We start from the raw sequence: 18,434 nt of genomic DNA on the forward strand, positions 1-18,434 counted from the left end.
ACCATGCGAGGATGATGTCGGCACATTGACCTCCTCACCGCATGAGCGCCACGCGTTACCGACTGCTGGATCTTTCCATCGACGCGATGCGCCAGCGCGTGACGCGCGATGGCGCGACGCTCGATGTCCAGGGACTCTCGTTTCAGTTGCTCGCGTGCCTGCTGCAGCACGGCGTGGACGTGGTGGATTTCGACACGCTGATCGCCGAAGTCTGGGCGCCCGCCGTGGTCAACGAGGAAACCGTCACGCAGCGCGTGAAATTGCTGCGCCAGGCGCTGGGCGATGACGGCCGCGCACCGCGCTACATCCGCTCCGTGCGAGGGCGCGGCTACCAGTTGTGCGATATGCCGGTGGTCGAGGAAACAGATGCACCGGCAGCGACTCGCGTGCCACGGCGATGGATCGCGCTCGCCATTGGCGTGCTCCTGCTCGCGGCGGCTGGCATCGCCTGGTGGCTCATGCCCCAGCGCATCCACAAACCCTCCGCCACGCAGGAGGTGGTGCAGCGCGCGAGCTATTACGCCGGCATCGGCCAGCGCGACAACAACGAACGCGCCATCGCGCTCTATCAGCAAGCGCTCGCCTCGACGCCCCAGAATGCCGATGCGCGGATCGGCCTGAGCCGCGCGTACAGTGCGCGCGTCTGCCTCTACAATTTTCCCTACCAGTGGGCGCAGCAAGCGCAGACGCTGGCCGACGACGCCGTTGCTGGCGAACCTTCCCGCGCTTCCGCCTGGTCGGCACTGGGCTATGCACGCGACTGCCTGGGCGACATCGATGCCGCCATCGCGGCCTACGAAAAGGCCCTGGCACTGGACGCGGGTGATGACGCCACGCGCGCCTCCGTCGCCTACCTCTATCAGGAGYGCGGACGCATCGACGAGGCGCTCCATGCCAACCTGGACATGCGCGGCGACGCTACGCGCGTGCGCTTCCGCGAAGTGCAGATTGCCCGTGAGATGGCCTTGCTTGGTTTCGACGACGCTGCCGAAGCACGTCTCGCGCGCAGCTTCCAGCTTTATCCCGACAATGTGTTTTCCAACATCGCCTGGCCGCGTCACCTGTTTCTGCACGGTCGCCTGGTGGAGGCGCAGCAGGCACTGGACGAAGCGCTGACGCGCAACACACCGCATGTGGAGCTGTACGTGCTGCAGGGTGAACTCGCGCTGCTGCGCAACGATCGCGATGCGGCGCTTGCCGCCTTCGTGCACGCCCGGCAACTTCGCCCGCAAATGGGTTTGCCGGGTACGCTTGAAGGGCTTTATGGCAAGGACGCGCCCAGCGCCAGCTGGCTTGCCGCGCGCGTCGATGCGGTGCGTGACGAAGCTTCACGCCATACGCTGTATCCCGGCGAATGGCTCGAACTGGCGATGCTGCTGCAGGCGCAAGACCAGCGCGATGCCGCCATCGATGCCGTGCAGACCGCCGTGAGGCAGGGCTATAGCGATGCGGCTTATCTGCAGCTGTCGCCGCTGCTCAAGTCGTTGTCGTCCGATCCGCGCTACGCGGCGGCAATCGCCGTGATCAACCGCCGCGTGGCCGAACAGCGCCAGCGCGTGCTGGCAGCGACATGGTGTCCGCCCGAATTGAAAGGCGCGTCGCGCTAGGGCAACGCCTTCAACACATAGTCGCGAAAGATCTGCTGCGACTGCTGATGCGCGTTGCGCTGGTTATAAGCGGTGCTGGTGATCACGGCGACCAGTTGCTGGGACGGCATCACCAACACATAGTTGCCGCCGTTGCCGGACATGGCCCATGCCACCTGCTCCGTGCCGTGCACGGGGAAACGGAAGCACCACCACAGGTAACCGTAGTCGGCGTCCTCGCGCGCCTGCGCATGGGGGGTGAGCATCTGCTTGATCCAGGCTGCAGAGATCACCTGGCGCCCGCCCCAGCGTCCACCGTCGAGCGCCAGTTCGCCGAGCTTGGCCAGGTCGCGGCTGCGATAGCGCGTGCCACCGCCACCCATGCCGATGCCTAGCGGTGACTGGTTCCACTGCACCGCGGTGATGCCCAGCGGTTTTTCCAGCGTGTCCGCGGCGAACGCGGCGAGGCCTCGATGCGCGGCGCGCTCCACCACCGCCCCGGCCGTAAATGCGCCGGCCGTGCAGTAAGAGAACGAGCGCCCGTACGGACTGTCCTTCGGTTTCGGCATCCACGGCGCAAAGCCCTTGATGGGCAGGTCGAGCGCAAACTGCAGCCAGTCCTCGGTGACGTACATCCGCTCCTCGTTGCCGCTTGAGAACTCGTTGTCGTCATTGCACTCCCACAAGGAACTCATGGTGAGCAGGTCTTCGAGCGTGATGGCCGACTTGCGCGTGTCCGGATGCTGCAGCGGCTGCTTGTCGGGGAAGAAGTCGTACACGCGCGCCTGCACGTTGGCGATCAGGCCGCGATCGATGGCTGCACCAACCAGCAGGGCCGTCACGCTCTTGCTGGCGGAACGCACGTCGTTGAGCCGCGCGGCATCGCTGCCGTTGAAATAACCCTCGTAGACCAGCTTGCCGTGCTGGGCGACGACGACGCTGGTGATGCCCTTGACGCTGCCGTCGTTGAGCTTCGCTTCCATCGCAGCCAGGGACGCCAAGTCCCAATGGGCAGTGCGGGCATCGCCAACTGCCCAGCCATCACCGCGGGCGACGGGCGGCTGATAGTCGGCGCAGGCGAGAGAAGGCACCGCCAGCATCAGCGCCAGCAGCCATCGGTGAGAACGATTGGACATGGGTGAGCTCCGTGGGAAAACAGAGCCCAGCCCAACAGGTCACCGAATGAAGCGCCTGAAATGCGTATGAAGAATTCTGAAAGCGCACAGCCGTGCGCTTTTCCGCCGTTGTGCGGTCAGGCGCTGAGCCGCTCCGGCACCGCCGCCATCACCGGCTTCTTGTGCTTGCCCGGCTCGCTGGTCTGCTCGAACACCTCGCGCACCCATTCGATAAAGGCCTGCACGCGAGCGGACAGGTGTTTCTTCTGCGGGTAGACGATCCACACGGGTTTGCCGGTGGAGGTGGTGTCGGTCATCACCAGCTCGAGCTTGCCGAAGTCGAGCATGCAGGCGGCGATGACATGCGGCGCCTGGGTGATGCCCAGCCCCGCGACTACCGCCTGGATCACCGACTCGGCATCGTTGATCAGCAGGTGCGCGTCGATGTCCACGGCGACCTGGCCGCTGGGCGTCTCGAACTGCCACTGGCGCGGGCGGCCGTTGGGCAGGATGTAGTTGATGCAGCGGTGATCCTTCAGATCCTCGATGCTCTGCGGCGCGCCATGCTTCACCAGGTAGTCCGGCGAGGCGATCATCACATTGCGCAGATAGCCGATCTTGCGGGCGATCAGGCTGGAATCTTCCAGCGGCCCGACCCGGACAGCGCAATCGATGCCTTCCTCATTGAGGTCGTAGGGGTAATCGCACATCGACAGCTCAAGACGGATGTCCGGATAGCGCTGTTCGAATTCCGCCAGCCTGGGGATGATCACGGTGCGGCCCACGGCGGCCGGCACGCCGATGCGCAGCTTGCCGGTCGGCTTGCGCTGGGCATAGCCCAGGGCCTCGGTGGCCTCGGTCAGATCGGCCAAGATCTCCTTGCAACGTGCATGGAACGAGGCCCCATCGTCGGTCAAACGCAGCGAACGCGTGGACCGGAACAACAGCCGGGCACCCAGCTGTTCTTCCAGTCGCGACACCGCACGGCTGACGCCGGAGGGGGTCATGCCCAGTTGGGCGGCGGCCGCGGCAAAGCTCTTGGCTTCGACGACGCGGACAAAGGCAGAGATTGCGGCAAAGTCTTCCATAGGCTGGATTTTCACCCCATTCGTGACTGGGAGTCACTATTGCATTGCATCAAAAACCATTTATTGAACCAGATAGTACACCTAATCTTCCGCTCCTGATCGTCGGGGTACCCCCACGTCGACGAGTTCATTCCGGGAGCGCAACATGAAAAACCGATGGATCCTCGCCATTCTTGCCCTCGCCGTGGTGGGCGGCAGCTGGGCCCTGCTGGGCCATAGCGCCGACAGCCACGCCCAGGCCGGCCCGCCGCCCGCACCCGCCGTCACCGTGTCCCAGGTTCTGGTCCGCCCGGTGGACGATGCCGACGAATTCACCGGCCGGCTGCAGGCGGTCGACACCATCCAGCTGCGGCCCCGCGTCAGCGGATATGTGGACTCGGTGCACTTCAGGGAAGGGGCGATCGTGCGAAAAGGCGATCTTCTTTTCCGCATCGATCCGCGTCCCTATCAGGCTGAAGTGGACCGCCTGAGCGCCAACCTCGGCCAGGCCAAGGCTGAGCAGGTGCTGGCCCAGTCCAATGGCGAGCGTGCCCAGCGCCTGCTCGACCAGCATGCGATCTCCAAGGAAGAGGCCGACCGCCAGCAGACCACGGCACAGAGCGCCAAGGCCCAGGTGGCCTCCACCACCGCTGCACTGGACGCCGCCAAGCTCAACCTCAGCTTCACCGAAGTGCGCGCGCCGATCGACGGTCGCGTCAGCAATGCCCTGGTGACGCCCGGCAACCTGGTGACCAGCAACGACGTGCTGACCAGCGTGGTGAGCGTCAATCCGATCTATGCGTACTTTGACGTCGACGAGCACAGCTATCTGAAATTCGATCGCCAGCGTCGCGAACATGGCGCCGCGCCGCAGATCTCGATGGCGCTCGCCGATGAAAAAGGGTTTCCCCACACGGGCCGCGTGGACTTTGTCGACAACCAGCTACGCGCCGGCAGCGGCACCATCCGCCTGCGCGCCGTGTTCGACAATGCCGACGCGGGCTACACGCCCGGCCTCTACGTCCGCATCCAGCTCCGCAGCGACAGCCGCCAGCCGCGTGCGCTGGTCGATGACCGCGCCGTCGGCGCCGACCTTGGCAACAAGTACGTGTACGTGGTCGACAAGGACCGCAAAGTCGAATACCGCCGCGTCGTCACCGGCCCGCTACTGGACGGCCTGCGCGTGGTTACCGAAGGTCTGGACGCCAAGGACACCGTGATCGTCTCGGGCATCCAGCATGTGCGTCCGGGCGTGGAAGTGAACCCGACCAAGGTGGCCATGGAGACGCGCAGTCTGGATCCGAGCAAGCAGATTGCGATGGCCGGCAGCGCTTCTGGCAAGAACGCGGCGCAACAGAAGTAACGCTCTATAGCTCGTCATTCCTGCGAGGCGCTTCTCAACAGCCGAAGGCTGGTCAAGCAGGGATGACGGGTCAGGACACCCGTAAGCAAGAAACGAACGCCCTCGCTCTCTTGAGCCGAGGGCCAGGGACGCTTTGTCTTCGCATCACGCAGGCAAAGCGCCGGAAGTCCCCGCCTCGCGCGGGCATTGGTGCCAGCGAGCAACCAGGACGAATGCAATGAAAATCGCACAATTCTTCGTGGACAGGCCGATTCTGGCCGGCGTCCTCTCCGTGCTGATCCTCATCGCGGGCAGCATTTCGCTGTTCAAGCTGCCGATCAGCGAATACCCCGAAGTCGTACCGCCTACCGTGGTGGTGCGTGCTTCCTATCCCGGCGCCAACCCCAAGGTGATCGCCGAAACCGTCGCCACGCCGCTGGAAGAACAGATCAATGGCGTGGAAGGCATGCTGTACACCAGCTCGCAGTCCACCAGCGACGGCGCGATGACGCTGACCGTCACCTTTGCGCTGGGCACGGACCTGGACAACGCCCAGGTGCAGGTGCAGAACCGCGTCGCGCAGGCGCAGCCGCGTCTGCCTGAGGAAGTGCAGCGTCTTGGCGTGACCACGCAGAAGAGCTCGCCCGACCTGACCATGGTGGTGCATCTGATCTCGCCCGATCAGCGCTACGACATGCTGTATCTGTCGAACTATGCGCGCCTGCACATCAAGGATCAGCTCGCCCGCCTCGATGGCGTCGGCGACGTGCAGATCTTCGGTGCCGGCGAATACAGCATGCGTGTGTGGCTCGACCCGCAGCGACTGGCCTCGCGCCAGCTCACCACGGGCGACGTGGTGCATGCGATCCAGGAGCAGAACATCACCGTGGCCGCTGGCGCGCTGAATGCACCGCCGGGCCCGACCAACTCTGCCTTCCAGCTCAACATCAACACGCAGGGCCGACTGATCACCGAGGAAGACTTCCTCAACATCATCGTGCGCAAAGATGCCGATGGCTCGTTCACGCATCTGCGCGACGTGGCCCGCGTGGAGCTGGGTTCAAACAACTACGCGCTGCGCAGCCTGCTCAACAACCAGCCGGCCGTGGCGTTGCCGATCTTCCAGCGCCCGGGTTCCAACGCCATCCAGATCTCCGATGAAGTCCGCGGCCTGATGGCGGATCTGAAGAAGGATTTCCCGCAGGGCGTGGATTACCAGATCGTCTACGACCCGACCGTGTTCGTGCGTGGTTCGATCGAAGCGGTGGTGCATACGCTGTTCGAAGCTATCGCGCTCGTCGTGCTGGTGGTAATCCTGTTCCTGCAGACGTGGCGTGCTTCGATCATCCCGCTGGTCGCCGTGCCGGTGTCGTTGATTGGTACGTTTGCGGTGATGTTGATGGCGGGCTTCTCGCTCAACGCGCTGTCGCTGTTCGGCCTGGTGCTGGCGATCGGCATCGTGGTGGATGACGCCATCGTGGTGGTGGAGAACGTCGAACGACATATCGAGCACGGCCTGTCGCCAAAGGAAGCGACGCGCAAGGCGATGAACGAAGTAACCGGACCCATCGTGGCCACGGCGCTGGTGCTGTGCGCGGTGTTCGTGCCGGCAGCCTTCATCAGTGGCCTGACCGGTCAGTTCTATCGCCAGTTCGCGCTGACCATTGCGATTTCGACCGTCATCTCCGCCTTCAATTCGCTCACCCTCAGCCCGGCGCTTGCTGCCTTGCTGCTGAAGGATCGCGATGCGCCGAAGGACAAGCTGAGCCTGCTGATCGATCGCGCCTTCGGCTGGCTGTTCCGTCCGTTCAACCGCTTGTTCATCAGCAGTGCGAACCGTTACGTGGGTGGCGTCAAGCGCATCCTGCGTTCGGGTTCGATTGCGCTGATCATCTACGGTGGCCTGGTGTTGCTCGGCCTGTTTGGCTTCGCCCACGTGCCGACGGGTTTCGTGCCGCCGCAGGACAAGCAGTACCTGGTGTCGTTCGCGCAGTTGCCGGATGCCGCCTCGCTCGACCGTTCGGAAGACGTGATCCGTCGCATGAGCGACATCGCGCTCAAGCAACCGGGCGTGGAAAGCGCCGTGGCGTTCCCGGGCCTGTCGATCAACGGTTTCACCAACAGCACCAACTCCGGCATCGTGTTCGTGACGCTCAAGCCGTTCGAGGAACGTCGCGATGCATCGCTGTCGGCCGGTGCGATCACCGCTGCCCTGCAGCAGAAGTATGCGGGCATCCAGGACGCTTACATCGCGATCTTCCCGCCGCCGCCGGTGAACGGCCTGGGCACGATCGGTGGTTTCCGCCTGCAGGTGGAAGATCGTTCCGATGCGGGCTTTGAGGAGTTGTACAAGCAGACGCAGAACCTGATCCAGGCAAGCACCAAGGTGCCGACGCTGGCAGGCCTGTTCTCAAGCTATCAAGTGAGCGTGCCGCAGATCGACGCGGACGTGGACCGCGAGAAGGCCAAGGCCGAAGGCGTGGATCTGGCTGATGTGTACCAGACCATGCAGGCTTACCTCGGCTCGCTCTACGTCAACGACTTCAACCGCTTCGGTCGCACCTATCAAGTGAACGTGTCCGCCGAGCCGGGCTTCCGTCACGAGCCGCAGGACATCCTGGGCCTGAAGACGCGCAGTTCGACTGGCGAGATGATCCCGCTGGGTTCGTTCCTTACGGTGAATCAGACCGTGGGCCCGGATCGCGTGCAGCACTACAACGGTTATCCGACGGCCGAGATCAACGGTGGTCCGGCGCCGGGCTTCAGCAGCGGTCAGGCCCAGGCGGCGATTGAAAAGCTGGCCAAGGACAACCTGCCCAACGGCATGACGTTCGAGTGGACCGAGCTGACTTATCAGCAGATCCTCGCCGGCAATACCGCCGTACTCGTGTTCCCCTTGTGCGTGCTGCTGGTGTTCCTGGTGCTGGCCTCGCTGTACGAAAGCCTGTTGCTGCCGCTGGCGGTGATCCTGATCGTGCCGATGGTGCTGCTGTCTGCGATCTCCGGTGTGTGGATGACCGGTGGCGACAACAACATCTTCACCCAGATCGGCTTGATCGTGCTGGTGGGCCTGGCGTGCAAGAACGCGATCCTGATCGTGGAGTTTGCCCGCGAAGCGCAGATCCTCGAAGGCATGGACCGCACGCAGGCGGTGTTGGAGGCAGCTCGCCTGCGACTGCGCCCGATCCTGATGACCTCGTTCGCTTTCATCATGGGCGTGGTGCCGCTGGTGACCTCGCACGGTGCGGGTGCGGAGATGCGTCATGCGATGGGCGTGGCGGTATTCGCCGGCATGCTTGGCGTCACCTTCTTCGGCCTGATCTTTACGCCGCTGTTCTATGTGCTGGTGCGCGGCTGGGGCGAACGCAACAGCGAACGCCGCCGCGCTCGCAAGGCCGCGCGCCTTGCGCAGTCCGGCAACCTTATCGAGGAGCGTTGATATGTCCTTCTTCAAGAACCTCAAAGCCTCACTGCTCCCTCTCCCCACGCGGGAGAGGGGCCAGCGGAGCGACACGCTAGAGTCGGGCGTCGGCCACATGGATTTCGCACTGGTCGATGACTGCGCCTGCGAACCCGTATCGCGCCGCAACACCGCCAAGAAAGTCACCGCCATCGCCGCCGCCATCATGCTGTCCGGCTGCGTGAGTGTTGGCCCCGACTACCATGCGCCCCAGGAAAAGCCGGTGGCCCTGCAAGGCGTCAATGCGCAGGAATCCACCCAGACCTTCCAGGCCCAATGGTGGAAGCAGTTCAACGACCCCACGCTGGAAGCACTGATCCAGCGCGCGGCGGCGAACAGCCCCGACCTGAAGATCGCCTATGCGCGCCTGCGTGAATCGCGCGCCTTGCTCGGCGTGGCGAAGTCGCAGCAGATTCCCGACGTGGAAACCGTCGCCAACTATTCGCGAGCCCGCGAACAGCAGCCGGGTTTCACCGACCAGCGCACCACCATCACCAGCTACCAGGCCGGCTTCGATGCCAGCTGGGAGATCGACTTGTTCGGTGGCGTGCGTCGCTCGGTGGAAGCCGCGCGTGCCGACGCCGGCGCAAGCGAAGCATCGTTGCAGGATGCGCAGGTGACGTTGTTCGCGGAAGTCGCGCGCTACTACTTCGATCTGCGTGGCGTGCAACTGCGCATCGACGTGGCCAATCGCGACATCGAGAACCAGCGCGAATCGCTGCGCCTGATCCATGCCCGTTCCGATATCGGCACGGGTTCGGAGCAGGATGTGGCGAGCGCCACCGCGCGACTGAACTTCGTCGAAGCGCAGCTGCCCACCCTGCAGACCCTGGCCCAGAACGACACCTCGCGTCTTGCCGTGCTGCTGGGCGAGCGTCCGGGCGAGCTGGATATCGATGTCTCGCCGAAGGGCTTCAAGCCGATCGACGTGGCACTGGATATCGGCAACGCGGGTGACGTGCTGCAACGCCGTCCGGACATCCGCATCGCCGAGCGCGAACTGGCCGCCGCCAATGCGCGCATCGGCGTGGCCAAGGCGGATTACTACCCGCATATCCAGCTGGGCGGTTTCCTCGGCTTTCTTGCTGGCCGCAGCAACGACTTCGGCGGGGCGCAATCACGCGCCTGGTCGATCGCGCCGAGCATCACCTGGTCGGGCCTCAATGTGCAGCGCGTGCGTTCCAACGTGAAGGCCAGCGAGGCGCGTTCCGATGCCGCGCTGGCGAGCTATCAGCGCACCGTGCTGCAGGCGGTGGAAGATGTGGACAACGCCATCGTCGGTTACAACCTGCAGCGCGAGCGCGTGCTCAAGCTGCAGGATCAGGTGACCAATAGCCGCCACGCGGCCGACCTCGCGCGCATCCGCTACAACGAAGGTGCTGCCGACTTCCTGCTGTTGCTCGATGCCGAGCGCACTCAGCTGGAAGCGGAGGACTCGCTGGCCGATGCGCAGGCCGCCATCAATCTGCGCGCCGTGTCGGTGTACAAGGCGCTTGGCGGTGGCTGGCAGGCCTGCGCCAGCGAGCGTTGCGACCAGCTGGCCGCGACGCCATGAACGCGGTGGCGTTTCCGGGGAGGCCTTCACGACGTCGCGCGGCGACGGCCGACCCGGAGCCGTCACAGCGCGTGGCGCTGATCAGCGGCGCCAATCGCGGGCTGGGTTTTGAGATCTCGCGCCAGCTCGCCGCCGAAGGCGTCACCGTGTTGCTGGGTGCACGCCGTCCACTGGCTGGCGAAAAGGCAGCACGACAATTGCGGCGCGAAGGCGGCACGGTGGTATCCGTGCCGCTGGATGTCACCTCGCTGGAGTGCGTGCGCGAACTGGCCGCGCGCATCGAGGGCGAATATGGCCGGCTGGATATCCTGATCAACAACGCCGGCGCGTATTTCGATGTGGACAATCAGGCATCGTCGGTCGACCTCAGCCTGGTCCGGCAGGCGTTGGAAACCAACCTGATCGGCGCCTGGCAATTGACCGAGGCCATGCTTCCGCTGATGCAGCGGCATGGCTACGGGCGCATCGTGAACGTCTCCAGCGGCTGCGGCGCCAACGACAGCGACGGCGCGAGTTGTCCCGCCTATCGCGTGTCCAAGGCCGCGCTCAACAGCCACACGCGCATGCTCGCCGCGGAACTCGCCGGCAGCGGCATCCTGGTGAACGCCGTATGCCCCGGCTGGGTCGCCACCGATATGGGCGGCCACGGTGGACGCCCCGTCGCCGATGGCGCCGCGGGGATCGTCTGGGCCGCCATGCTGCCCTCGCGCCCGGCCGTCAACGGCGGCTTCTTTCGCGACAGACAGCGCATCGACTGGTAGCGCATCCCACCGGTAGTCCATGGCGAGAGACCGCTCGTGGCTCCCACCACGCCGGTCGTCACAAATGCGGCGACGCCATGCCGTGATCGCTCTAGTTTGTGCGTGCTGAAGGGCTCCGGTTGGCCCGGGAGTTCGCACCATGTGGCAACAGATGATATGCGTCGTGCTGTTGGCGATCTGGCCGTTGCTGCCATCTTCATCGATCGAGCCATCGGCGGCCGCGCCGACTGTGTTTGTTCCCGGCGGCGACCTGCATGCCTCCGATGACGCCTCACCGGCCTTCACACCGGACGGCAACACGGTCTATTTCATGCGCGGAACCGACCATGGCGCCACGGTGATGGCGTCGCACCGCGTCGACGGACACTGGTCGACGCCAGCGGTCGCTTCCTTTTCCGGCCAATGGCGCGACGGTGACCCGGCGATAGCGCCGGACGGTTCGTTTTTGTTGTTCGCCTCCAACCGGCCCGCCACGAAGGACGGGCAAGCCCTCGACGCCATCCGCAAAGGCCAGCGTCTGGTCGGCCAGGGCATGAACCTGTGGCGCGTCGATCGCAAAGGCGACGGCTGGAGCGAACCCGTGCGCTTGCCCGACGCCGTCAATACCTGCACCAGCACGTTCGCGCCCAGCATCGCGGCGGACAACAGCGTCTATTACATCGGCTGTGCACCCGATGGTGTGCTGCGTCCGCTGCGCGCGGCGTACGAGCACGGTCAGTACCAGGCATCTTATGTGGTGGCGGTGGGCGACAAGGACGCGCAGATCCGCGATGTCGCCATTGCCCCCGATCGTTCGTTCATGGTCTTCAGCATCAAGCACGAACCCTCGCAGCCGTATCGGCTGGCGATTGCCTTTCACACCGACGACAACTGGAGCACGCCGCAGGACCTGGGCGACGCGGTGAACGGCGGCACGCACAATATGGGCTCTCAGCTGGGCTGCGACCATCGCACGCTGTATTTCTCCAGCGATCGCGCCCTGCCCGCCTCGCTTTCAGGGAAAACGTCGAGCGCCAACGCGGACCATATCTGGCGCGTCTCGCTCGCTCCCTGGCTGGCCAGACTGGGCGATCGCCTGGTGGCGGCCGCTGCAGCCTGCATGGCAAGTTGAGCGAGGCCGCACTAACGATGTCTTCAGGCACTGTTGCCGTACATTACGGGCGTCCAGACTGGGGGAGTTCACTGCAGCGGCTCGTGCCTGCGAGGTTCCGGTGTCCGACCTGATGACTGCGCCACGCTGGAAGATCTGGGCGCTCGTGTTCGTCTTCTGGACCCTGCTGGGCCTGTCCTACACGGCCAGCTCGGTGATCTCCATGATCAGCGAGGGCGAGGTGTTCACCTGGACCCGCCCATTCACCTGGAACCTCACCAACGCCTATCTGTGGATGTTGCTCACGCCCGTCGTGGCGTGGCTGGGCAGCATCGGCGGCCACGGTGGCTGGCGTCGCTTCTGGGCAGTGCACCTGCCCGCCAGCATCCTGCTCGCGGCGCTGCAGGTGATGCTGGTGCTGGCCATCTACTGGACGCTGTGCGGGCCGCCCCTCTCGCGACCGAACATCAGCTTCAGTGCGTTCTCGCGCATGCAGTTCGCCTATAACTTCCATCTCAGCTGGCTTACTTACGGCGTGATCCTGGTGGTGTTGCGCGCCATCGATTCACAGCGCCGGCTGCGCGACGAACGCCTGCGCAACTCGCAGCTTGAAACGCAGCTGGTGCAATCGCAGCTGCAGACCTTGCGCGTGCAACTGCAGCCGCACTTCCTGTTCAACACGCTCAACGCCATTTCGGCGCTGGCATTGGCCAACCCGGTGCAGGCGCGGCAGATGATCGCGCGACTGAGTGATTTTCTTCGCCTCACCCTGGAAGAGCGGCACGCGCAACAGGTACCGCTATCGCGTGAAGTGGAATTCCTCACCTGTTATCTCGGCATCCAGCAGGTGCGCTTCCAGGATCGTCTGAGCACCCACATCGATGTTTCCGCCGACACGCTGCGAGCGCTGGTGCCCAACATGATCCTGCAGCCGCTGGTGGAGAATGCGCTGCGCCACGGGCTGCTGGAGAAGACGGAGCGCGGCACGCTGCATATTTCCACGCGACGCGATGGCGACAATCTCCTGCTGCGCGTGGACGACGACGGCATCGGCCTGCCGCCCGACGGTCCCAAGGACGGGCTGGGCCTGGGCAATACGCGCACCCGGTTGGACATGCTGTTCGGCCAGGACGCCACCTTGGAACTGCAACGCAAGCCCGAAGGCGGCACACGGGTGGAACTGCGCTTTCCGTTCCGGGAGGCCGCATGACTACGCCGCCTATCCGCACCTTGATCGTCGACGACGAGGTCCTGGCACGGCTGGCCATCCGGCAGGCGCTGGCATCGCATGCGGATGTGACGATCGTGGGCGAGTGCGGCAACGCGAGCGAAGCGCGACAGGCGAGCGAAGCGCTGGAACCGGACCTGATGTTCCTCGACATCCGCATGCCGGGCATGGATGGCTTCCGTCTGTTGCATGGACTCAAGCGCGACGGTCTGCCGATGGTGGTGTTTGCCACCGCGTACGGCCAGCACGCGCTGCGCGCCTTCGACGCCAATGCGATCGACTACGTGCTCAAGCCGATCGACCAGGAGCGTTTTGACCAGGCGATGATTCGCGTGCGGCGCCATTGGCAGGGCTTGCACGCTCTGCCCGTCCCGGTCGCGACTTCAGGTGCAGCGCAGGTGCCCGCATCGCCCTATCTGCAGCGGCTCAGTGTCCAGCATGGCGAGCATATCCGCGTGATTGCCGCCAGCGATATCGACTGGATCCGCGCCGACGGCAACTACGTGCATATCCATGCCGGCAGCGCGACCTATCTCCACCGCGAGTCGCTGCGCCACCTGCTTGCCGTGCTCGATCCGGCCTGCTTCCTGCGCATACACCGCGGCATCGTGGTGAACGTGGAACGCATACGCGAAGTGCATCCCCTGTTCCAGGGCAGCGCGGAAGTGGTGTTGCAGGACGGCACGCGGCTTAGCCTCAGCCGCCGCTTCCGCCTGCACGCACGTCGCGCCCTGGGTATGGCCTGACCGCCGACGCGCCTGCGTCGACCGCTCATCACGCCGCTCTGGCCGCCAGTCACAAACCTGCTGCAGCTCGCACACCTGTGCTCCATGGTGTGGCGGACCCACCGTCCCCTCTGCTGGAGCATCGTGCATGCCGTCGCAACTGTTCATCCCGGCCGGCCTGTTGGCCCTCGCCCTGATAGCCGCCAATGCCGGTGCGGGCGAGTTGGTCGGGCCAGGCGTGATCTCCACCGGCTTGCAGGAGACCTCGGCGGCCGTGAGTCCCGATGGCAAGACGCTGTATTTCATGCGCTCGGATTTTGCCGAGAAGGACGACACCATTCTTGTCACGCATCGGCGCGGCCAGGACTGGACCACACCCGAGGTCGTGTCGTTTTCCGGCCAATGGCACGATTCCGAGCCGGCGCTGTCACCGGATGGCAAGCGCCTTTACTTCGTCTCCAATCGGCCTGTGCATGATGGCGACGTGCCGGTGATGGCCGAAATGGGTGGCCAGACGTTTGCCGGCACCAACCTGTGGTACGTCGAACAACAGTCGGACGGCCGTTGGGGCAAGCCCGTCCATGTCGATGGCGCACTCAATGATGGCGCGATGATTTACAACCCTTCGGTCGCGTCCAATGGCGACATCTATTTTTCGGCTCATCGCGACGATTCGGGCAAGGCGTATCAAGTCTATGTGGCGCGACACACCGCCAACGGCTACGCGAAACCTGAGCGCGTGGCGTTGGGCGACCTGGAACACAATCGCATGGATCCTTGCGTCGATCCGGACCAGCGCTTCCTCATCTACGCTGGCAACGAAGGCGATTCGCTAGGCAGCGCGGACTTGTACATTGCCTTTCGCGAGCCCGATGGCCGCTGGGGCAAGCCGCTGCATCTGGCTGGCGACGTCAACAGCACCGCGCTGGAAAATGCGCCCTCGCTGGGCCGTCAATTCGGCGAGCTGTATGTTTCGAGCAGCCGCCAGAGCACGGTGAATTTTCCCAAGCCCAAGGACGATATCGCGTCGCTGCAGCAACGCCTGGGTGAACCGCTCAATGGTTCGCGCAACGTGTGGCTGTTCGACATCAGCGATGTGCTGAAGGCGCATGGCATCGATCAATGAGTCGTCGTCGATGCGGCTGGGATATCCGAGAACCATGCGCCGACGGCCTTGCGCACCAGCGCCAGCGACGCAGGATCGGCGGCCCATTGATGGGACATGCCGGCCAGCAGGCGACACTGCAGCCGCGATACCTGATCGCCATACAACGGCTTTAGCCCGGCGCACAGCGCCGACACCGCTTTCCCATCGAGCACCGCGTCGTTCGCACCTTGCAGGAACAGCAACGCGGGACGATGTCGTGCGATATCGGCGGTGTGCGCGGCCGCGTCGGTCTGGTGGGCCAGTTCGCGCGACGCGGGTGACCAGGTGTAGGTCTGCCTCGTCGCTTTCTCATAGGCCTGCACCGAATCGGTCAGACCCGTTGACGGGTTGAGCAGCACCGCGCCTTCGATCTTCACCCTGCCCTGCGACAACGCGTAGAGCGCTGCTGCGCCGCCGGCGGAGAAGCCGACCAGGCCAACCGCGCTGCCAGCCTTCATGCAGCCATGCTCGACCAAGGCCGCGACCACGTTCGACAGCTCATCCGCGGCGCCAGCGACCACGGGCTTGAACACTTCCAGGCCAAGATCCTCGCCCTGCCGCCGCGCGAGTTCCTTCATGCCACCAGACGGTGCTCGCGCGCCGAACAGAGGGAGGCCGAGGTAGATCTTCACCGCACCGACCTCGTCGAGCGGCAGCGCCTCCATCATGGCGCTCTCGCTGGCCGGTGGGCCGAAGCCGTGCCACAGGATGATCGGCGCTTTGTCGATATGCGTGGGGATGCGCACGATGGCGGGCACGCCATTGAGCGTCGTTTGCGCAACCGTCGGCGTGGCACGGCCTTGCGCCTCGCAACGATGAAGCCCGTCCGTCGACGTCGTCGCTGCCATCGCGGAACAGCTGCCCGCAAGTAGTAGCGCCATGGCGCCGAGTCGGACCGCGAACGAAACGTGCATGGCGCTTACCCGCGTCGGTGAGTCTACGGCGACGCTACAACGGCTTGCGGTAGACAATAAACCCTGACTTCTCGGCTAGCTGGTCGTAGAGCTGCATCGCGTTGGTATTGGTTTCATGGGTTTGCCAGTACACGCGCGATGCACCGGCCTGGCGTGCGTTGGCATACACCGCTTCGATCAACGCGCGTCCGACACCCATGCCGCGTGCCGCCGGTATGGTGAACAGATCCTGCAGATAGCAGCTGTTCGCGCGGCTGATGGTGCTGCGATGGAACAGGTAGTGCGCCAGTCCCAGCAGCTGGCCATCGCCTTCGGCCACCAGCGCGTGCATCGGTTCGTCTGCCGCGAGAAAGCGCGACCACGTCTCGCGCGTGATCTCTTGCGCCAGCGCGGTGTCGCCGCTGCGGCCGTAGAACGCGTTGTAGCCGTCCCATAATGGCTTCCACGCATCGAAGTCCTGCGCGCCAACCGCGCGGATCGCGAAGCGAGCCGTCAACGCTGCACCATGCGTGCAAACCAGCGCCAGCCGCGCACGCGTTCGGCCACCAGCTTGGCGCTGGTGAGCATCGGCACCGCCAGTAGCGCACCCGGGATGCCCCACAACCAGCCCCAGAAGAGCAGCCACAGCAGGATCGCGATCGGGCTCAGGCGCATGCGATGCCCCTGGATCAGCGGCGTCACCAGGTTGCCTTCGACCGCCGTGATGCCGGCGAACGTGAGAGCCGGCAGCAGGGCCGCACCCGGCTCGTTGAAGTTGAGCAGGCCCACCACCGCAAGCACGGTCGTGGTGCTGATCGCGCCCACGTAGGGAATGAAGTTGGCCAGCATCGCCACCGTGCCCCACAGCAAGGGATCGGGCATGTGATACAGCCACAGCATGCCGGCGGTGACGGCGCCAAGGCCGAAGTTGATCAGCGTCGCCGTGAGGATGTAACGCGACACCTCGTACTGGATGCCGCGCACCACGTGGACGGCGTGTCGCTTGTAGCCGAAGTTGGGCGATGCCTCCACCAGTCGTCGCAGCATCAGGTCGCCGTAGACGAGGAAGAAGAACACCAATAAGACCACGGTGAGCACGCCGGCCAGGACCTTCGGCGTGGTCGCCACGATGTCCCACACGGTGATGGAGAGCGGCGACTGCGCCGAAGCCTGTACCTTCGTGGGCCCCGTGAGGCCTTGGGTGGCGCGGTTGGCCGCCTCAAGCGGCTGGGTGAAGTTGCGCAGCTTCGGGATAAAGCTGCGGATCGCCGTCGGCGCTTCGTGCACCCAGCCCAGGGCGGGCTGGGTGAGCGCACCCACGCCGAATCCGATGGCCGTCATCAGGCCGATCATCAGCACGCTGGCCGCCAGCCAGCGCGGAATCCCGATGCTCGAGCAACGCGCCACGATGGGATTGAGCGCAAGGCCGATGAACGAGGCGAGCACCAGCGGTATCAGCAGCTGCTTGGTGATGGTCACCGTATACATCAGCGCCAACGCCAGGAAGATATTGAGCACGACGCGGATACCGCGCAGGTGCCGGCGTGCACTCTGCGTGCGCTGCACCCGCATCAGGTTCATCCGCGGCTCGCGGCTGGGCACCATCGCGTCGACGGGTACCTCCGGTTGCGCCGCGTCACCTTCAGCGACGGGCGGCAGCGATGACATCGGCGTGTTCATGTGAAGTCGCCGGTGTCCTGCGTGACGTCGCCGGCGTTCTGCGTGAACTCGGCCACCAGTCGCATGGCCTGGCCCACGACTTCGGCTGCGGTGCCGCTCAGCAGCGCGCCCAGGCCCGGCACGCGTAGCGGATGCACATTGAGCTTGCCGAGCACGAAACCCGCGCCCGCGGCCAAGCCTACGGTCGTGAGCGGATGGCGTTGTCCACGCGCCAACAAGGCCTGGGCGGGTACCGCCAGCTCCTCGCGGGCATCCCGTGCACGGTTCTCCGCCGTACGTACCGCATGCAATTGCTTGAAGAGGCTCACGGCACGTCCTCCGGGTTGCTGCCCTGCGGACCGGGACGACGCAGGGTGTCACGCATCATCGCACTCCACTCGTTCCGCGTCGCGGGCAGCGTCATCCAGTGCATGCAGCGGCGGAACAACAGCATCGCGCCGGCGAGAAACAGCAGCTCCACCAGCGATAGCGCGGCCAACGCCCAGGCCCACGAGCCGAGCCACTGCGCCAGCAGCCAGCCGATCAGGCCCAGCAGGGTCAGCCCCATGCCTACGGCCGCCACGGTGGCGACCAGACCGGCGATGAGCAGCCAGTGGACGGCGCTGCGCGCCAGCCCCAATTCGGCGGACAACAGCTTCAGTTGTGCCCCAAAGAGCTTTTGAAAAGCCCGACCGAGACGGCCGATATCGTCCAGCAGGCCCGGTGGCGCAGGAGGTGGCGTCTCGTCAGGCGCGGCGGGCGCGTCTTCGCGTCCGGTCTGGTCCATCCCCTGTCCTCAGTCGTCT

At 64.9% G+C, this 18,434-nt stretch carries 16 protein-coding genes; 9 read left to right on the top strand and 7 right to left on the bottom strand.

Going from position 1 to position 18,434, the window contains the following annotated elements:
• The first annotated feature begins 41 nt into the window (after positions 1-41).
• A complete protein-coding gene (locus AC1DKY_RS00305; RefSeq protein ID WP_477179862.1) occupies positions 42-1,607 on the top strand; it encodes a winged helix-turn-helix domain-containing protein in 1,566 nt (521 codons plus the stop codon).
• Here AC1DKY_RS00305 and AC1DKY_RS00310 read toward each other — a convergent pair.
• Both AC1DKY_RS00310 and AC1DKY_RS00315 read right to left on the bottom strand, forming a co-directional pair.
• Positions 1,604-2,722 carry a serine hydrolase domain-containing protein gene (locus AC1DKY_RS00310; RefSeq protein WP_441601763.1) on the bottom strand — a complete coding sequence of 373 codons (1,119 nt, stop codon included), beginning with the start codon at positions 2,720-2,722 and terminating at the stop codon, positions 1,604-1,606. The two genes, AC1DKY_RS00305 and AC1DKY_RS00310, sit on opposite strands and share 4 nt — an antisense overlap.
• A gap of 116 nt (positions 2,723-2,838) precedes the next feature.
• The gene (locus AC1DKY_RS00315; RefSeq protein ID WP_204634934.1) at positions 2,839-3,789 is read right to left on the bottom strand and encodes a LysR family transcriptional regulator; all 951 of its coding nucleotides are present in this window, start codon (positions 3,787-3,789) and stop codon (positions 2,839-2,841) included.
• A gap of 145 nt (positions 3,790-3,934) precedes the next feature.
• On the opposite strand from AC1DKY_RS00315, the gene AC1DKY_RS00320 reads away from it, so the two are divergent.
• The 8 genes from AC1DKY_RS00320 (at position 3,935) to AC1DKY_RS00355 (ending at position 15,055) form a co-directional block, all read left to right on the top strand.
• The gene (locus AC1DKY_RS00320; RefSeq protein ID WP_441601764.1) at positions 3,935-5,131 is read left to right on the top strand and encodes an efflux RND transporter periplasmic adaptor subunit; all 1,197 of its coding nucleotides are present in this window, start codon (positions 3,935-3,937) and stop codon (positions 5,129-5,131) included.
• Positions 5,132-5,348: 217 nt separating this feature from the next.
• Entirely contained in the window at positions 5,349-8,549 is a 3,201-nt protein-coding gene (locus tag AC1DKY_RS00325) for an efflux RND transporter permease subunit (protein WP_441601765.1), read from the top strand.
• Between the two features lie 97 nt (positions 8,550-8,646).
• The gene (locus AC1DKY_RS00330) at positions 8,647-10,125 is read left to right on the top strand and encodes an efflux transporter outer membrane subunit (protein ID WP_441601766.1); all 1,479 of its coding nucleotides are present in this window, start codon (positions 8,647-8,649) and stop codon (positions 10,123-10,125) included.
• A gap of 71 nt (positions 10,126-10,196) precedes the next feature.
• Positions 10,197-10,886, top strand: coding sequence for an SDR family oxidoreductase (locus AC1DKY_RS00335; protein WP_441601767.1), 690 nt, complete (start codon positions 10,197-10,199; stop codon positions 10,884-10,886).
• A gap of 139 nt (positions 10,887-11,025) precedes the next feature.
• The gene (locus tag AC1DKY_RS00340) at positions 11,026-11,997 is read left to right on the top strand and encodes a TolB family protein (RefSeq protein WP_441601768.1); all 972 of its coding nucleotides are present in this window, start codon (positions 11,026-11,028) and stop codon (positions 11,995-11,997) included.
• Positions 11,998-12,109: 112 nt separating this feature from the next.
• On the top strand, positions 12,110-13,186 hold the full coding sequence (locus AC1DKY_RS00345; RefSeq protein WP_441601769.1) for a sensor histidine kinase: 1,077 nt from the start codon (positions 12,110-12,112) through the stop codon (positions 13,184-13,186).
• Entirely contained in the window at positions 13,183-13,950 is a 768-nt protein-coding gene (locus tag AC1DKY_RS00350) for a LytR/AlgR family response regulator transcription factor (protein ID WP_477179863.1), read from the top strand. The genes AC1DKY_RS00345 and AC1DKY_RS00350 overlap by 4 nt, the downstream gene beginning before the upstream one ends.
• A gap of 127 nt (positions 13,951-14,077) precedes the next feature.
• Entirely contained in the window at positions 14,078-15,055 is a 978-nt protein-coding gene (locus tag AC1DKY_RS00355; RefSeq protein WP_441601771.1) for a TolB-like translocation protein, read from the top strand.
• Here the strand turns inward: AC1DKY_RS00355 and AC1DKY_RS00360 are convergent.
• The 5 genes from AC1DKY_RS00360 to AC1DKY_RS00380 form a co-directional block, all read right to left on the bottom strand.
• Complete coding sequence (locus AC1DKY_RS00360) at positions 15,049-15,924, bottom strand: prolyl oligopeptidase family serine peptidase (RefSeq protein WP_477179864.1); 876 nt, start codon at positions 15,922-15,924, stop codon at positions 15,049-15,051. The genes AC1DKY_RS00355 and AC1DKY_RS00360 overlap by 7 nt on opposite strands.
• A gap of 100 nt (positions 15,925-16,024) precedes the next feature.
• Positions 16,025-16,486 (bottom strand): GNAT family N-acetyltransferase, encoded by a 462-nt coding sequence (locus AC1DKY_RS00365; RefSeq protein ID WP_441601773.1) that lies wholly within the window; start codon positions 16,484-16,486, stop codon positions 16,025-16,027.
• The gene (locus AC1DKY_RS00370; RefSeq protein ID WP_441602133.1) at positions 16,483-17,550 is read right to left on the bottom strand and encodes an AI-2E family transporter; all 1,068 of its coding nucleotides are present in this window, start codon (positions 17,548-17,550) and stop codon (positions 16,483-16,485) included. Before AC1DKY_RS00370 ends, AC1DKY_RS00365 begins: the two co-directional genes overlap by 4 nt.
• 95 nt (positions 17,551-17,645) lie before the next feature.
• Complete coding sequence (locus AC1DKY_RS00375; RefSeq protein ID WP_441601774.1) at positions 17,646-17,957, bottom strand: hypothetical protein; 312 nt, start codon at positions 17,955-17,957, stop codon at positions 17,646-17,648.
• Positions 17,954-18,415, bottom strand: a complete 462-nt coding sequence (locus tag AC1DKY_RS00380; protein WP_441601775.1) for an ABC transporter ATP-binding protein — start codon at positions 18,413-18,415, stop codon at positions 17,954-17,956. The genes AC1DKY_RS00375 and AC1DKY_RS00380 overlap by 4 nt, the downstream gene beginning before the upstream one ends.
• Positions 18,416-18,434: the final 19 nt, after the last annotated feature.

It is taken from the genome of Dyella sp. 01N448, assembly GCF_056399225.1.

Excerpts from the sequence above, each read along its gene's own strand:
- AC1DKY_RS00350 (WP_477179863.1), top strand. The coding sequence starts at position 13,183 with ATGACTACGCCGCCTATCCGCACCTTGATCGTCGACGACGAGGTCCTG.
- AC1DKY_RS00360 (WP_477179864.1), bottom strand. The coding sequence starts at position 15,924 with ATGGCAGCGACGACGTCGACGGACGGGCTTCATCGTTGCGAGGCGCAA.
- AC1DKY_RS00340 (WP_441601768.1), top strand. The coding sequence starts at position 11,026 with ATGTGGCAACAGATGATATGCGTCGTGCTGTTGGCGATCTGGCCGTTG.
- AC1DKY_RS00310 (WP_441601763.1), bottom strand. The coding sequence starts at position 2,722 with ATGTCCAATCGTTCTCACCGATGGCTGCTGGCGCTGATGCTGGCGGTG.
- AC1DKY_RS00380 (WP_441601775.1), bottom strand. The coding sequence starts at position 18,415 with ATGGACCAGACCGGACGCGAAGACGCGCCCGCCGCGCCTGACGAGACG.
- AC1DKY_RS00355 (WP_441601771.1), top strand. The coding sequence starts at position 14,078 with ATGCCGTCGCAACTGTTCATCCCGGCCGGCCTGTTGGCCCTCGCCCTG.
- AC1DKY_RS00320 (WP_441601764.1), top strand. The coding sequence starts at position 3,935 with ATGAAAAACCGATGGATCCTCGCCATTCTTGCCCTCGCCGTGGTGGGC.
- AC1DKY_RS00345 (WP_441601769.1), top strand. The coding sequence starts at position 12,110 with ATGACTGCGCCACGCTGGAAGATCTGGGCGCTCGTGTTCGTCTTCTGG.
- AC1DKY_RS00325 (WP_441601765.1), top strand. The coding sequence starts at position 5,349 with ATGAAAATCGCACAATTCTTCGTGGACAGGCCGATTCTGGCCGGCGTC.
- AC1DKY_RS00315 (WP_204634934.1), bottom strand. The coding sequence starts at position 3,789 with ATGGAAGACTTTGCCGCAATCTCTGCCTTTGTCCGCGTCGTCGAAGCC.
- AC1DKY_RS00370 (WP_441602133.1), bottom strand. The coding sequence starts at position 17,550 with ATGAACCTGATGCGGGTGCAGCGCACGCAGAGTGCACGCCGGCACCTG.
- AC1DKY_RS00330 (WP_441601766.1), top strand. The coding sequence starts at position 8,647 with ATGGATTTCGCACTGGTCGATGACTGCGCCTGCGAACCCGTATCGCGC.